The organism is Streptomyces sp. CB02058 (genome assembly GCF_001905505.1).
Lineage (GTDB): Bacteria > Actinomycetota > Actinomycetes > Streptomycetales > Streptomycetaceae > Streptomyces.
This window is the reverse complement of record NZ_LIPG01000003.1, coordinates 842883-857376: the sequence shown is the minus strand read 5'-3', so window position 1 is coordinate 857376 and position 14494 is coordinate 842883. Positions and strand designations below refer to the sequence as shown.

Annotated in this window: 17 protein-coding genes; 9 read left to right on the top strand and 8 right to left on the bottom strand. The window is 72.2% G+C overall.

The features are described from left to right. Positions 1-45 precede the first annotated feature (45 nt). Positions 46-612, top strand: a complete 567-nt coding sequence (locus AMK10_RS17370) for a DUF1579 domain-containing protein (protein ID WP_143194962.1) — start codon at positions 46-48, stop codon at positions 610-612. A gap of 349 nt (positions 613-961) precedes the next feature. Beyond that, the gene (locus AMK10_RS17365; protein WP_073748691.1) at positions 962-1786 is read left to right on the top strand and encodes an AfsR/SARP family transcriptional regulator; all 825 of its coding nucleotides are present in this window, start codon (positions 962-964) and stop codon (positions 1784-1786) included. A 178-nt stretch (positions 1787-1964) separates the two neighbouring features. On the opposite strand, the gene AMK10_RS17360 is transcribed toward AMK10_RS17365, so the two are convergent. Continuing rightward, positions 1965-3026 carry a DUF6081 family protein gene (locus AMK10_RS17360; protein ID WP_079180747.1) on the bottom strand — a complete coding sequence of 354 codons (1062 nt, stop codon included), beginning with the start codon at positions 3024-3026 and terminating at the stop codon, positions 1965-1967. 171 nt (positions 3027-3197) lie between these two features. Here AMK10_RS17360 and AMK10_RS17355 point away from each other — a divergent pair, with 171 nt between their 5' ends. The 5 genes from AMK10_RS17355 to AMK10_RS17335 are packed head-to-tail and all read left to right on the top strand — an operon-like array spanning position 3198 to position 6807. Beyond that, complete coding sequence (locus AMK10_RS17355) at positions 3198-4118, top strand: pseudouridine-5'-phosphate glycosidase (RefSeq protein WP_073748690.1); 921 nt, start codon at positions 3198-3200, stop codon at positions 4116-4118. Beyond that, positions 4115-4792, top strand: coding sequence for an HAD family hydrolase (locus AMK10_RS17350; protein WP_079180746.1), 678 nt, complete (start codon positions 4115-4117; stop codon positions 4790-4792). The genes AMK10_RS17355 and AMK10_RS17350 overlap by 4 nt, the downstream gene beginning before the upstream one ends. Positions 4793-4851: 59 nt before the next feature. Further along, positions 4852-5931, top strand: a complete 1080-nt coding sequence (locus AMK10_RS17345) for a DUF6081 family protein (RefSeq protein WP_079180745.1) — start codon at positions 4852-4854, stop codon at positions 5929-5931. Then, positions 5928-6344, top strand: a complete 417-nt coding sequence (locus tag AMK10_RS17340; RefSeq protein ID WP_079180744.1) for a lipocalin-like domain-containing protein — start codon at positions 5928-5930, stop codon at positions 6342-6344. Before AMK10_RS17345 ends, AMK10_RS17340 begins: the two co-directional genes overlap by 4 nt. A 4-nt stretch (positions 6345-6348) precedes the next feature. Further along, positions 6349-6807, top strand: a complete 459-nt coding sequence (locus tag AMK10_RS17335) for a PPOX class F420-dependent oxidoreductase (RefSeq protein ID WP_241839566.1) — start codon at positions 6349-6351, stop codon at positions 6805-6807. Between the two features lie 69 nt (positions 6808-6876). Here the strand turns inward: AMK10_RS17335 and AMK10_RS17330 are convergent, their stop codons facing one another. Next, positions 6877-7944: an aldo/keto reductase gene (locus AMK10_RS17330; protein WP_073748689.1), complete on the bottom strand. Its 1068-nt coding sequence runs from the start codon at positions 7942-7944 to the stop codon at positions 6877-6879. A 3-nt stretch (positions 7945-7947) separates the two neighbouring features. Next, on the bottom strand, positions 7948-8415 hold the full coding sequence (locus AMK10_RS17325; RefSeq protein ID WP_073748688.1) for a nitroreductase family deazaflavin-dependent oxidoreductase: 468 nt from the start codon (positions 8413-8415) through the stop codon (positions 7948-7950). Positions 8416-8549: 134 nt separating this feature from the next. Here AMK10_RS17325 and AMK10_RS17320 point away from each other — a divergent pair, with 134 nt between their 5' ends. Together AMK10_RS17320 and AMK10_RS17315 are read left to right on the top strand one after the other, a co-directional pair. After that, positions 8550-9137, top strand: a complete 588-nt coding sequence (locus AMK10_RS17320) for a TetR/AcrR family transcriptional regulator (protein WP_241839565.1) — start codon at positions 8550-8552, stop codon at positions 9135-9137. Positions 9138-9443: 306 nt separating this feature from the next. Continuing rightward, positions 9444-10577 carry a hydrolase gene (locus AMK10_RS17315; protein WP_073748686.1) on the top strand — a complete coding sequence of 378 codons (1134 nt, stop codon included), beginning with the start codon at positions 9444-9446 and terminating at the stop codon, positions 10575-10577. Here the strand turns inward: AMK10_RS17315 and AMK10_RS17310 are convergent. The 5 genes from AMK10_RS17310 to AMK10_RS17290 form a co-directional block, all read right to left on the bottom strand. After that, positions 10520-11314: a 4'-phosphopantetheinyl transferase family protein gene (locus tag AMK10_RS17310; protein WP_079180743.1), complete on the bottom strand. Its 795-nt coding sequence runs from the start codon at positions 11312-11314 to the stop codon at positions 10520-10522. The genes AMK10_RS17315 and AMK10_RS17310 overlap by 58 nt on opposite strands. Beyond that, positions 11307-12254 (bottom strand): MBL fold metallo-hydrolase, encoded by a 948-nt coding sequence (locus tag AMK10_RS17305; protein WP_073748685.1) that lies wholly within the window; start codon positions 12252-12254, stop codon positions 11307-11309. The genes AMK10_RS17310 and AMK10_RS17305 overlap by 8 nt, the downstream gene beginning before the upstream one ends. Then, on the bottom strand, positions 12251-13240 hold the full coding sequence (locus AMK10_RS17300; RefSeq protein ID WP_073748684.1) for an aromatase/cyclase: 990 nt from the start codon (positions 13238-13240) through the stop codon (positions 12251-12253). Before AMK10_RS17300 ends, AMK10_RS17305 begins: the two co-directional genes overlap by 4 nt. A 119-nt stretch (positions 13241-13359) precedes the next feature. Next, on the bottom strand, positions 13360-14154 hold the full coding sequence (locus AMK10_RS17295; RefSeq protein WP_073748683.1) for an SDR family NAD(P)-dependent oxidoreductase: 795 nt from the start codon (positions 14152-14154) through the stop codon (positions 13360-13362). A 17-nt stretch (positions 14155-14171) separates the two neighbouring features. Then, a complete protein-coding gene (locus AMK10_RS17290) occupies positions 14172-14429 on the bottom strand; it encodes an acyl carrier protein (protein ID WP_073748682.1) in 258 nt (85 codons plus the stop codon). Positions 14430-14494: the final 65 nt, after the last annotated feature.

Below are 14494 nucleotides of genomic sequence, written 5' to 3'. Positions count from 1 at the left end.
TCCGCGACGGTGAGCCGCACATCGGCTTCCACGAGAGGACACACCATGCCCGCTTCACCCGCCATGAGATCCGGCCGCCGCTCACTCGCCGCGCTCGCCGGCGCACTCGCACTCGTCGCGACGGGCTCACTCGCCGCCTGGGGACAGCCGTCCGCGGCAGGCGCCCGGACGGGCGCGGGACCGCTCACCGGCCTGGACTTCCTGCTCGGCGACTTCAGCTGCGCGTACACCGACGTCACCCTTCCCGAACCGACCACGGTCACGGTGGAGTGGAAGACCGTGAAGACTCTTGACGATAAATTCTACGAAATGGTCCTGACGGGCAGCACTCCTCCTTTCGAGGGGCGCTGGGTGTTCGGCAGGAACGCCATCGACGACGAGTTCCTCACCTTCTACTGGGATACCTGGGGCAATACCGGACACGCGGTCTCGCGCGGCTGGAAGTCTGGCATGATCCGCTTCCAGGGACCGTATGTCACACCCGCCGGTCGCGCCGACAGCAAGGACGAGTTCCGTATCGTCGACGCGGAACGGTTCACGGATGACGCATACATTCGCTTCCCCGGCCAGGCCTGGAAGCAGATCAGCCATGTGGACTGCCGACGGAACTGACCCTCCCGATCCACCCCTGCCGCTCCGGAGCTGCCAGAACACCCCGGAAGCCCCCCGCCCAGCAATCGGAGCGGGGGGCTTTTTTTCGCCCGTATCCCTCCTCCGAAAAATTAACGTTACATCCCCCTTCCCACTCCCGCGGAGGGGTGTCATATTTCACACTTGAGGCCCTGCCAATACCAGGGGCCGGTTCCGTGGGGCATTCTTCGGTTGGCTGGAAACAGCTCAACCCGAACGGGCATCGGGCCGCACGTGAATAATTAACGGGTACATTCATGACGGATTCACTGTGAGGATTCACGCGCCTCTGCAAGGCTCCGGTTGGCATTTCCGAACAGGGGGCCTAGCTATGGACATCGAAATATTAGGACCGCTCGACGTACGCCTCGACGGCACATCAATAGTTCCCAGCGCCGGCAAACCCCGCCAGATACTGGCGCTTCTCGCGCTCCGGGCGGGACGGATCGTCCCCGTACCCGTCCTGATGGAGGAGATCTGGGGAGACCGGATACCCCGCAGCGCCCAGACCACGCTGCAGACCTACATCCTCCAGCTCCGCCGCAGGATCGACGCCGCACGGCCCGCCGCACGGCGGCCGGCGGCCAAGGACGTCCTGTCCACCCGGTTCGGCGGCTACCAGCTGAGCGAACCGGTCGGCAGGTCCGACGCGGGGGAATTCCAGCGCCTCACCGCACAGGGCAGCGCCGCCCTGGAGCGGGGCGAGGCGGGCCACGCCGCCGAACTGCTGGGCAGCGCGCTCGGCCTGTGGCAGGGGCCGGCACTCGTGGACGTACCGACCGGAAGCGTCCTCGCCACCGAGATCCTTGGCATCGAGGAGGCCAGGGCACGGGCGATCGAACTACGGGTGGAGGCCGATCTGCGGCTCGGACGGCACTCCGAACTCATCGGGGAGCTGCGCACGCTGGCGGCCCGGCATCCGCTGCACGAGACCTTCCACGCGCAGCTGATGATCGCGCTGTACCGCTCCGGGCACACCTGGCGGGCCCTGGAGGTCTACCAGCAGTTGCGCACCACCCTCGTCGGCGAGCTCGGCGTCGAGCCGTCCGGCCGGATCAGGGCACTGCACCAGCAGGTGCTGAACGGGAGTCAGGACCGCCCGCTCTCGAACTCCCACGCGGGACACGCCTACGAACTGGACCTGACCCGCCCGTAGACCCGCTCACCGCCCGGCAGGGCGCGGGCAGCCGGCGCCCTGCCGGGCACCCCTCTCCGCGGGTCCCGCCGGTGCGGCGGCGGGACCCGCGGAGAGGATGAGACGCACGAGTGGGAGCGGAACCGCCGGGCCGGCGGTTCCGCTCCCTCGTCTCCCGCCTCCCACGACGGGAGGGCACTCAGGGCCTGACGATCACCTGGGTGGTGTCGAGCCGTATCTGGGCTCCCTGGCCGAAGAGCCGGTTCGCGGGGAGGCTCTCCTCGTCGAGGAACGTCTGCTCCACGGGCTCGCCGCGGCGCGGATCGAAGTAGAAGTCCTGCCTGTCCTTGAGCCTGATCAGCGCGGTGCCGTCGCTCACGCCCGGCTTCGCCCCGTCCAGCAGGCTGCCGAGGGCCATCCCGCAGGTGATCTGGTTCAGCGTCAGTCTCTCCTCCGTACCCCCGTGGTCGAGTGTCATGTACTTACGGTCGAAGGCCCGGGTGCCGATCCTGTCGGTGCCGAGCTTGCGCACTCCGTCCACGTACCAGCCGACCCGCTTGCCGCCCTGGTCGATGCGTACCTCCAGGTCGTGCATCCGTCCCGGCCGGGTGGTGCCGACCGGTATCGCGTAGCCGTACGAGGCGTAGTCGGCGGTCTCGCTCGGCAGGCGCTCGTAGATGGCGTAGATCGTGTCGTTGGTCACCGAGAAGTCGGCGATGGCCTGCGACTCGAAGTCGGCGGTGATGAGCGCGATGGAGGCCAGCCGTATGTCGGACGCCGGGTCCTCGACGGTGGCCCCGAACGGGTTCTCGGTGCCGAAGGTCCGGCCCGCCACCCGGTGCGCGCAGCTGATGGAACCGGTGGCGGGGACGTCGAAGCCGGGGACGCCCTCGGCCGTGTAGCGGTTGGGGAAGGCGATCCACTTGATGTGGTCGTCCGCGCCCTCCGCTCCTTCCGGTCCCACGCTGCGCGCGTACGCCGGGTCGCCGGTCTTCGGGTTGACACCGGTGGGTACGACGTCGAGCACACCGCCGGAGGTGGTGACGACCGCGTCCCCCTCGGGCCATTCGGCGTCGCCGAGGACCATCCAGTTGCCGTCCTCACCGGTGCTGAACCCGCTGTCGTACCGGTCCTGGAAGAGGACCTGGGGTCCCCGCGTGCTCGCCGCCGACTGCGCGGTGGTGGCCGGCAGCAGCGCTGCCACCGCCGCTCCGGCCACCACCGCGTACGCCAGTCCGCGTCCTGCTCTTCGCCGTGCCACAACTGCCCCCTGTGTCGTCGGTGTCCTGGCGCGTCACCGTGGCCGCCCGGGCCGGAATTTCCCTGGAGTACGGCTACTGCGCCGGCTTCGACGGCTGCTCGACCGGCGCTCCAGCGCGGGCGCCGATGGTGGCACCGAGTCAGTTCCCCCCTGTCAGGAAGGACCCCGGACATGGAACGACAGCCCGACCCGCTGCTCGAGGTGAGCGAGGAGATCGCCACCGCGCTGGCGGAGCACCGTCCGGTGGTGGCACTGGAATCGTCGCTCATCACCACCGACCCCTCGTCCGAGACCGCCTCGCTGATCGAGAAGGCGGTGCGGGACGCGGGCGCGGTACCGGCCACCATCGGAATCGCCGGAGGGAAACTGGTCGTCGGTCTGACGGACACCCTCATCGAGCGTTTCGCGACCACCAAGGGCATCCCGAAGATCAGTTCGCGGGACATCGGCGCCTCGCTGGCGGGCGGCGGACTGGGCGCCACCACGGTGGCCGGCACCATCGTGATCGCCGAGCGTGCCGGCATCCAGGTGTTCACCACCGCGGGCATCGGCGGGGTGCACCGGCGGGGGCAGGACACCCTCGACATCTCCCCCGATCTGCTCCAGTTCCGCCGCACCCGGATGACGGTGGTGTCCGGCGGCGCCAAGAGCATCCTCGACCACCGGCTGACCGCCGAGTACCTGGAGACCGCGGGCATCCCGGTGTTCGGCTACCGCACCGACAGGCTCCCGGCCTTCGTGGTGCGCGACGTCGAGGTGCCCGTGACGCGGATGGACGACCTGCGCACCGCCGCCCGTGCGGCCGAGGCGCACTGGCAGGTGAACGGGCCGGGCACGGTCCTGCTCACCAGCCCGATCGACGAACGGGACGCGGTGAACGGCGCGCTGGTCGAGGCGGCCATCGCCGACGCCCTCGACCGGTGCGACCGGGCCGGTGTCGTGGGCAACGCGGTCAGCCCGTATCTGATGAAGGCGCTGGCCAAGGCGTCGGACGGGCTGATGCCCAGGGCCGGGCGCTCGCTGCTGCTGAGCACCGCCCGGGTCGCCGGAGAGTTCTCCGTCGCCCTGAGCGCCGTACAGGCCGAGCGGTGACCGCTCCCGCGGCGGTCACCGGGGTGATCCTGGACCTGGACGGGACGCTCGCCGACACCCCCTCGGCCATCGCCGCCCTCACCACCGAGGTCCTGGCGGCGTCCGGCACCCGGGTGTCCCGCGATGCGGTCCTGGCCACGGTCGGACGCCCGCTGCCGGCGTCCCTCGCCGGCCTGATGGGCCTGCCCGTCGACGACCCCAGGGTCATTGGGGCGACCGAGGAGTACGGGAAGCGGTTCGGCGCCCATGTGCGGGAGGCGGGACCGGGGTTGCTCTACCCCGGTGTCCTCGACGGCCTGGAGCGGCTGTCCCGGGCGGGCTTCGCGCTGGCCCTGGCGACCTCGAAGGTGGAGAAGGCCGCGCACGCCATCGCGGCGATCACCGGGCTGGACGCCTGGCTGACGGCCGTCGCGGGCGACGACAGCGTGCCGCACGGCAAACCGGCTCCGGACATGGCCCTGCACGTCGCGGGGTTGCTGGGGCTGCCGCCCGGCAGGTGTGTGGTGATCGGCGACGGGGTGCCCGACGCCGAGATGGGGCGGGCCGCCGGGATGGGCGTCATCGGCGTCTCGTACGGCGTCTCCACCCCGGAGGAACTGAAGCGGGCCGGGGCCGACACGGTCGTGGACTCGTTCCCCGCGGCGGTGGCCGCCGTACTGGAGGGCCACAGGTGAGCGCGGACCGGGAACCGGGCCCCGCGCAACCGAATCCCACGAGGAAAGGGGCGGCTCCGATGCCGCGCAGAACATTCGTCTCCCGGCACGGCCTGCTGCTGGCCGCCGCCGCTCTGGGCACCGTCATGGCCACGCCGGGCACGGCGACCGCCGGGCGGCGCGGCCACGACTACCACCGGGTCTGGGACGACTTCGCCGACGGCTTCGTGGCCGACGGCCCCGACGCCCGCTGGTTCCATGTGGCCGGTGGGCCGTACCGGGCCGACGACGGGATCGTCACCACCCGCAGGGGCGAGCTCTCCGTACGGGCGCGCGGCAGCCACCCTGAGACCGGCGAGCCGGCGTTCACCCAGACCATCCCCGCCGACAACCCGATCGGGATGCCGGGCTCGGGCGACCACGCCAAGTTCATCGCGTACACCAGTCACACCGCGACGAGCGGCCACCCCGGCTTCGACGCCCATCACGGACACGAGCTGCTCTTCGAGACCCGGCTCACCGGGCGTACCCACGGCACCGGGGGCCACCCGTTCGGTGACGCGGTGAGCGATCCGGAGGACGACCTGCGCCTGGCGTCCGCGATGATGCTGACCACCGATCCGGAGACGTCCGTCTCCTTCGACTTCGTCGTCACCAACAAGCGGATCTACGCCTGGTACGGGCGGCCCACCTTCATGCGCGGCGAGCTGGGCGACTACGCCTCGTTCGCGCACACGGTGCCGCTGGCCACGCGCCGGCCCGAGGACGTCCACGACTTCGGCATCGCCTACGACCGCTCCGCCGGCGTGGTGCGCTGGCTGCTGGACGGCCGGGAGGTGTTCCAGGTGGACCGCATCGGCTTCCGGCTGGACCGGTCGACGGCGACGCTCGACGAGGGCGGCGAGGAGACGCTGATCCGGCCTCGGCAGCTCAACCCCGGCATGGGGCTGCTGACCCTGCTGGACGCCTCCTGGCCGACCGGCCGGGGGCTGGTGCGCCTCTCGTCGCGCACGCACACGACGTACTACCGGCCCTCGGTGGGCGAGCCCGAGGAACAGGACTTCGCCGACGAGCTGAGCACGGACGCCGGGCGGCTCTTCGGGCAGGGCGCGTCCTTCCGGCTCGGTCCGTACAAGGTCTCCAGCAGGCGCCTTCGATGACCCCCCTGGAGGTCGTCGGGGTGTGGCGGCTCGCCTCGTACACGGAGCTGGACGAGGACGGGTCGACGGTCGCGGGCCCTCTGGGCGAGGCGCCCGAGGGACTGCTGATCTACACCGCGGACGGTCATGTCGCGGTGAGCATGATGAAGACGGGGGACGGCCCTTCCCGGGAGACCTTCATGGGGTACTCGGGCCGGTGGCTGCTGGCCGGCGACGAGATGACCCACGAGGTCGTCGTCAGCGCGCATCCGCGGATGGCGGGCACCCGGCAGGTGCGCCGCGCCGCGCTCGACGGCAGGACGCTGTCACTGCGCGGCACCGCCGTGAACCCGGTGGGCGGCCGGACCCCCGAGCGCGTCCTGACCTGGCGGCGCGCCCGCGACGAAGACACACGACAGCTCGAGAAGGAGTAGGCCTGTGCCCCGATACGTGGATGCCCCCGAGGGCTGGTGGCAGGAGTTCGTCATGGCGGATCCGCCGAGGACCGCGAAGGCGTCGGTGGTACGCAAGGACGGCAGCCCGCACGTCGTCCCGGTCGGCGTCATCATGGACGGCGAGGACATCATCTACACCTGCCAGAAGGACAGCGTGAAGGGCCGGTCCCTCCAGCGGGACGGCCGGATCGCGATGCTGTGGGACGACGAGCGTCCGCCGTTCTCCTTCGTGCTGGTGCGCGGGCGGGCGACGCTCAGCGAGGACGTGGACGAGCTGCGGGCCTGGACCGCCCGCATCGGCGGCCGCTACCACGGGCGGGCGCGCGAGGAGGAGTTCTCCGACCGCTTCACGATCCCCAACGGTGTGGTCGTGCGGGTCAAGGTCGAATCGGTCGTGGCCAAGGTGAACCTCTCGGAGACCGTGAACGTCGAGAATCGGTGACCGACCGCACGTGAGGCGGCGGAGGGGAGCAACTCCCCTCCGCCGCCTCGGTGTCGTGGTGCGGCCCGCTCATCCCCCCGTGGAGTACACGTCGTCGGCCGGGGCGCGCCGCGCGGTCGTACGCAGATGGTCGACCTGCTGCCAGCCGTCGCCGTAGATCGCGTCGCGCATCGCGGGGAAGCGGAGGAAGTCGTGCGGGAAGCCCGGTGCCACCCGGCTGACCCGGTCCAGGCGTTCCAGCCACTCGTCCTCCAGGACCGCGTCGACGGCGGCCAGGTTGTCGGCGAGCTGCTCCTCCTTGGTCGCGCCGAGGAGGGGGACCACGTTGCCGGGCCGCGAGAGCAGCCAGGCGAGCGCCACCTGTGCGGGGCTGAGCCCGGCCTCCTCGGCGACGCGTACGGTCTCCTCCACGACGTCGTCCCCCGGGCCCCTGCCGCCCTGCCCCCAGGCCACATGGTCCAGCCGGCCGCCCTCGGACCGGAGGTACTTGCCGGTGAGCCGGCCGTCGGCGAGCGGCCCCCAGGCGAAGACCGGGAGGTCGAAGGCGTGGGCCATGGGCAGGAGTTCACGCTCGACGGTGCGTTCGAGCAGGTTGTACCTGATCTGGAGTCCGGCGAACGGCGACCAGTCGCGCAGCTCGGCCAGGGTGTTGGCCTGGGCCACCTCCCAGGCGGGCCAGTCGGAGACGCCGACGTAGAGCACCTTGCCCGCGCGCACCTGGTCGTCGAGCGCGCGCATCACCTCCGGCACCGGGGTGAGGGTGTCCCGGGCGTGCACCCAGAGCATGTCGAGCCGGTCGGTGCCCAGCCGGCGCAGGCTGGCCTCCAGGGAACTCACCAGGTTCTTGCGGTGGTTGCCCGCGGAGTTCGGATCGCCCGGCCTCGTCTGCATCGTGTACTTGGTGGAGAGGACGAACCGGTCGCGGCGCCCGGCCAGCAGCTTGCCGAGCGTCGTCTCCGCCGACCCGTCGCCGTACTCGTCGGCCGTATCGATGAAGTTGCCCCCGGCGTCGGCGTACTGCCCGAGGATGCGCTCGTGCACCGCCCCGGGCAGCTTCCAGTCGTCGCCGAAGGTCATCGTGCCGAGCGCCAGCCGTGATATCCGGACACCGGTCCTGCCCAGCAGCGTATGGCGCACGGCTCAGTCCTTCCGGGACAGGACGACCAGCGGGATCTGGCGCTCGGTCTGCGCCTGGTAGTCGGCGAAGGCCTGGACCTCGGACGACGCCTCGGCGAAGAGGCGGTCGCGCTCCTCGCTGCCGGGCGGCACCTCGCGGGCGACGGCGGAGTAGATCTCGTCGCCGGACTCGACGGTGACCTTCGGGTCGGCCTTGACGTTGTGGAACCAGGCCGGGTGGCTGTCGGCGCCGCCGTTGCTGCCGAAGATCAGCAGGCTGCCGTCGGGCTGGCCGAAGTAGAGCGTGGGCACCGTGCGGGCCTGGCCGGACTTCGCGCCCCGGGTGGTGAGCAGGATGAGCGCCGCGCCCTCGAAGGGGCCTCCGACCTTGCCCCCGTTCTCCCGGAACTGCTGGATGACCTGAAGGTTGTACGCACCCGGGTCGCCCTCGGCGGGTGCGGTGGGCGCGGGGTCGAACTGCACAGGAGCCATGGGGGACTTCCTCTCGCTCATGACATGCGGAGCACTTCTGCGGCGTGGTCTGCGCCGAGCCTAAGCGGAAAAACTTCCACTTCGCAAGGAACTCCCTCGCGAGCCGCTGGAGCGGCGGAACTATGCTCACGCCCATGCCCGCACCACCCGAACGCGCCGACGCGGCGCGCAACCGCCGCCGCATCCTCACCGCCGCGGCCCGCATGGTGGCGGACGGGGACGTGGAGCGCCTGGCGCTGGACGAGGTGGCCCGGGCCGCGGACGTGGGGGTCGGCACGGTCTACCGGCGCTTCCGTGACCGCGCGGGCCTGGTCTTCGCCCTGCTGGAGGAGCAGGACGAGCTCTTCCGCGCCCGGGTGGCGTCCGGTCCGCCGCCGCTGGGGCCACCGGCCGGTCCCGAGGAGCGGCTGCGCGCCTTCCTGCACGCGCTCGTCGACCTGTCCGTCGCGCAGCGCCCTCTGCTGCTGCTCGCCGAGTCCAGCTCGCCGTCCGCGCGCTACCGCCACGCCTCGTACGCCTTCCAGCACGCGCACGCGAGCCAACTGGTGGCCGCGCTGCGCCCGGACGCGGACGCCCCGTATCTGGCGGACGCCCTGCTCGCCCCCTTCGCCCCCAGCCTGATCGACCACCAGCTGGGTGCGGGCGGGCTCACGCCGGAGCGGCTCAAGACGGGCCTCGACCAGCTGCTGCGAGGGGTGCTGCCGCCGGGGGACGGCGTCTGAGGGACGGCCGGACGGTGCGACGTGGAGCCGGGCTGCGCGAGCTGAGGGCCGGACCATGGGGTGGCCGGGCACCGTGACGTACGGCCGGACGGTGTGAGCCGAGGGCCGTGTGGTGGCCGGACGGTGTGACACGGGGCCGGGCAGGGCGCCTGTCGAGCAGGTCTCCAGCCGCCTTCCAGCGCCGGACGGAAGCGTGGTCGTGACGGGTGCGCGGACGCGGGCCGCCGGTACGGCAAGCCCGGAGCGCGAGGTGCCGGCCGGCGGGGCCGCCGGTGCGCACGACGCGGTCCATGGGGAGGCACACCAATGCTGGACACCGAGGAACTGGCCGTACAGGCGGCGGCATCGGCGCGGACGGCCGAGGAGGCCCGCAGACTCGACCCCGACGTGGTCAAGCTTCTGCTGGCGGCCGGATTCGCCCGCCATTTCGCACCCCGCGCCTTCGGCGGCACCGAGGGCACCTTCGCGGATCTGACGGACGCCGTGGCACGCACCGGCGCCGCGTGTCCGGCCACCGCCTGGTGCGCCTCGCTGGCGGCCAACCTGGGGCGGATGGCGGCCTATCTGCCCGCCGAGGGGCAGCGGGCGATCTGGGAGCAGGGCCCCGACGCCCTGGTCGCGGGCTCCCTCTCCCCCTTCGGCAAGGCCGTGCCGGCCGGGGACGGCCACACCCTGTCGGGCCGCTGGCCCTACGTCAGCGCGGTGACGTACGCGGACTGGCTGCTGCTCTGCGCCACCTCGAGCGACGGGGAGGCCCCCCGGGTCTTCGCGGTACCCCGGGACGCGGTGCGCGTGGTGGAGACCTGGGACAGCGCCGGCATGCGGGCCACCGGCAGCCACACCGTCGTCGCCTCGGAGGTGTTCGTCCCCGGACCGCGCTCCTTCGCCCGCGGCGACCTGCTGACCGGCAGCCCGGTCTCCGCCACGGCCGCCTGCCACCGGGTTCCGCTGGAGGCGTCCAACGGCCTCTCCTTCGCCGCGCCACTGCTCGGCGCGGTCGAGGGGGCGCTGGGCCACTGGACGGCGTACGCGGAGGTGAAGGCACGGGCCGCGGTGCTGCGGCCGCAGGCGCCCGGGCCCAGCCGGGAGGCACTGGCCGGGGTGCTCGCGCTCGCCTCCGGGCAGACGGACGCCGCCCGGCTGCTGCTCGAACGGTGCGCGAGCACCGCGGACCTCGGGGCGGACATCACGCCGGAGCGGATACGGCGCACCCTGCGCGACACCGCGCTGTCCGTGCGGATGCTGGCCGAGGCGGTCAACCGGCTGACGGCGAACGGCGGGACGACCGGATTCGGCGAGAGCCAGCCGTTGCAGCGCCACTGGCGGGACGTCAACGCGTCGGCCACGCACATCGCGTTGCAGTTCGACGCGGCGGCGCTGTCCTACGCGGAGGGGCGGCTGTGGACCACACAGACCAGCAGCCCGGAAGCCGCGCGGTAGCGGCCGTACAGCACAGGAGGAGCCGGCCGGGCCCCACGAGCGGGACCGGCCGGCTCGGCCGTCAGGGAGCCCGTGGATCCGCCGTCGCCGTCCGGAACGAGGACGATGCGCGCCGAACGGAACGTCAGCGGCACACGGACCCGGGGGAACCACGCCTTGTAGACCGCCTCCTTGACGCTGAACAGCAGCGTGTCCCAGGGCAGCCCCTCGACCGGTGGCAGCGCCGCCAGGTGCGCCGTTTCCTCGTCCGAGGCGATGGCCGCCGCCGCGGCGGGCGACAGCGGGACGGCGCGTTCCGCATCGATCCCGAGAGCGTCGTACGAGGGCACGTCGTCCCCGGGGGCGTCACGGACCTCGCTTCCGGGGACGACGTGCCCTCCGGACGGGGCGGCGACGGCGGCCCGGTAGCCGACGGTGTGCGTGATGCTGCCCGTGAACCCGGCCGGCCACAGCGGCTCGCCCCGCCGCCCGCTCCGAAGAGGCGCGTCGACGGTGGGCGCGCCCGCTGCGGCGAGCGCCCTGCGGGCACACCAGCGGGCGGTGGTGAACTCCCGGCGCCGCCGGTCCACCACCGCCTCGCCGAGCCGGTCCTCCTCCTCCGGGTGCGGGCGCAGCCCGGCCGGGTCGCCGAAGCACTCGGCGGCGTGCGCCCCGTCCGGCAGCAGCCCGCCGAACAGCCCCGGTGACGGGACGGCCGCCGGTGCCGCCGGCCCTTCTTGCAGGGCCCGTTCAGGCATGGGAGCGGGGCAGGACACCACCGTTGTACGTGACCATCTCGCCGAAGACCGACACCACGTCCAGCGCACGGCCGAGGGGTTCCCCGGCCAGTTCGGAGTAGGCACGGTGCAGGTTCGCGACCAGCCGCTCCGGGTCGCGCAGCCCGCCGAACTCTCCGGGACCGGCTTCACGGGCGAGCTGGAGCGGGGTGAGCCCGGCGGCCCTGCCCTCCGCCGCGGTCTCCTGGAGACGGAGGAAGTACGCCTCGGTGGCGGCGAGTTCCTCGGGTCCTGCCACCGGCCCGTGGCCGCCCACGACGGTCAGCGGCTCCAGGTCGCGCATGAGGCGCAGGGTGCCGAGGCTGCCCGCGACGGATCCCATCAGCACGAACGGCGTGCACCCGGGCAGGACGATGTCACCGGCGAACAGCACGCGCTCGTCTGGGAGCCAGACGAGCGTGTCGTTGGTGGTGTGCGCGGGACCGGGGTGGATCAGCTCGATCCGACGCCCTCCCTGATGCATCGTCAGTTCATGACGATACGTCAGTTCGGGTAGCAACAGCTCGATATGACCCCAGTCGACGTCCGGCCAGAGGCCCGTCAGCCCCAGCCCGGCGGCCTCCATCTCGCTCCGGGTGCGTTCGTGGGCGACGACGACGGTGTCCGGGCCCGCGAGTGCGGAGTTCCCGAAGGTGTGGTCCCCGTGGAAGTGGGTGTTGACGATCATCCGGGGGGACTCCGGGGTGAGCCCGCGCAGGGCCGCGCCCAGGGCCCGGGCCCGCGCCAGGGTGGCCGCGGTGTCGACGAGGACGGGGCGTCCGCCGCGTCCCGGCTCCAGCAGGATCCCGGCGTTGCTGACGCACCATCCGCCCTCGGGCTGGATGTAGGCGAAGGTCCCCTCGGCCACCTCCTCCAGCCGGCCGTGGGTCCCGGGCGGCGCCCCGGTGGTGGCGGCGGTCACCGGCCGCGCTCCGCGCCGCCGAGGAACTCGTCCAGACTGCGCAGGGTGCCCCTGCTGTTGGCGCCGATGATGTCGCGGGCGCGCTCCAGGGCACGCGCGGTGGTGGTGCCCTCGCCGAAGACGGCGTCGACGGCCGCGGGGTCCACGGCCACGGAGTGCTGTGCGGTGACTCTGGTCCCTCCGGGCGCCTCGGTGACGATCCAGGCGCCGGAGTGGGCCAGCAGCCCGCGCGGCGGGGTCGTCTGCTTGTAGACGATCCGTTCACCGGCGAAGCACAGCCGCACCGACTGGGTGCTGTGGGTGCTGCCGTCGGCAGCCGAGGTCTGCATGTCCATCGTCTGCACATCGGCGCCGGCCGCGGTGTCCTCGGCCGGAACGGTCTCCAGGTCGAGCCCCGCGACGTGCGGCAGCCGGCCGGGCCACAGATCGGCCCGGTAGAGGAAGTCGTAGACCTCGGCCGCCGGGGCGGCCACGGTCGCCTCGTCGCTGAACGTCAGGATCAACGAGTCCGGTGCCTCCTCGCGCTCCGCCCAGGTGCGGACCGCGCCGATCTCCGCGTCGCTGTTGGCGTCGAGCGCCGCCGCGATCCGGTCGGCCTCGCCCTGTCCGCCCGTGGTGTTCCAGCGGTGGCCGAGCACCAGCGTGCCGGGCGTGCCGTCCTCGAAGCGCCAGTGCCCCGCCATCTCGGTCAGCGGCGGTGCCGGGCTCTCCTGGGCGAAGTCGATGCGCAGCCCCGCCGGGTCGAGCGTCCGGCGCGAGGTCCAGCTGCGCACCTCGTGTCCGACCAGTGCCCAGAGCCGGATGCGCTGGACGCCGTCGGCCCGTTCCAGCTCCTGGGACCAGATGCAGGGGGCGAAGAGCAGCGGCCAGCGGCCCACGTCCTCGATGAGCGCGTAGGCGCGCCCGGCGGGTGCGGCCAGCTCCGTGATGTGCTCGGCGGAGCCGGCGGGGCTGTCCGTGAGCCTCTCGTGCGTCGTGGTGTCCACGCGTTGCCTCTCCAGATTCCGGGTGTGTGCCGGGATGTGCGGGTGTGCGGGTGCGGCTGTGTGCCGGGGTCGCCGGTGTGCGGGTGCCGGTGGGCCCCGGTGAGGTGGTGCCGGTGGCCTCAGTAGTTGCCCAGTCCGCCGCAGACGTTGATCGCCTGCGCGGTGACCGCCGCGGCGGCGTCCGAAGCGAGGTACGCGACCATCCCGGCGACCTCCTCGGGGTCGGTGTAGCGGCCGAGAGGGATCTTGGCGTTGAAGCGTTCGAGGACCTCTTCCTCGGTGGTGTCCCAGATGCGGGCGTAGTGCGCGCGCACGTTGCCCGCCATGGGTGTCTCCACGTAGCCGGGGCACACGGCGTTGACGGTGATGCCGGTCTTGGCGAGTTCCAGGCCGAGCGCCTTCGTGAACCCGACCACGCCGTGCTTCGACGCCGAGTAGGGGGCGCCGAAGACGACTCCCTGCTTGCCGCCGGTGGAGGCGATGCTGATGATGCGGGCGCGCGGCAGCTCCCGCATCCGTCCGGTCGTCAGGACCTGCTTGGTGACGAGGAAGACGCTGTTGAGATTGGTGTTGATCACGTCGGACCAGAGCTCGTCGGGGATCTCGGCCGTGACCCCTCCCCCGCTCCTGCCTGCGTTGTTGACCAGCACCTCCACCGGCCCGGACCGGTCGACGGCCGACTGCACGAACGTGCGCACGTCCTCGGCGGAGGTGACGTCGCACGCGTGCCCCTCCACCGTGAGTCCGCTCTCCCGGAGCTCCTTGACGGTCTGGGCAAGCGCTTCCCCGTCGCGGGCGCAGAGATGGAGCGGGTGCCCCAGCGCGCCCAGGGTCTCGGCGACGGAGCGTCCGATGCCCCGGGTCGCCCCGGTGACGATCGCGGTGCCGCGTGTGGTCCGCTGTTCCTGGTCCATGGTGGCGGTACGTCCTCTCACGCGGCCTGTGCGGCGGGCTGGTTAACGAGGTCGAGGAACTCCCGGGGGGTCTCGATCCCGGTGACCTCGTCGTCGGAGAGCGTGACGCCGTAGCGCTGCTGGACGGTCGCGGCCGTCTCCAGGAGCGCCAGTGAGTCGTAGCCGAGGTCGGTGAAGGCCACGTCCAGGCTCTCGGCGGTCAGGACGGCGTCCTCGTCGGAGCCCGCGCACTCGGTGAGCACACCGGCCAGGTCGTGCAGGGTGATGACTGCCATGGGACAACTCCTCGTGTGGGGCGGGGTCTTCGGCCGGCCGGGAGGCCGTCCGGGTGTGGCGGGAT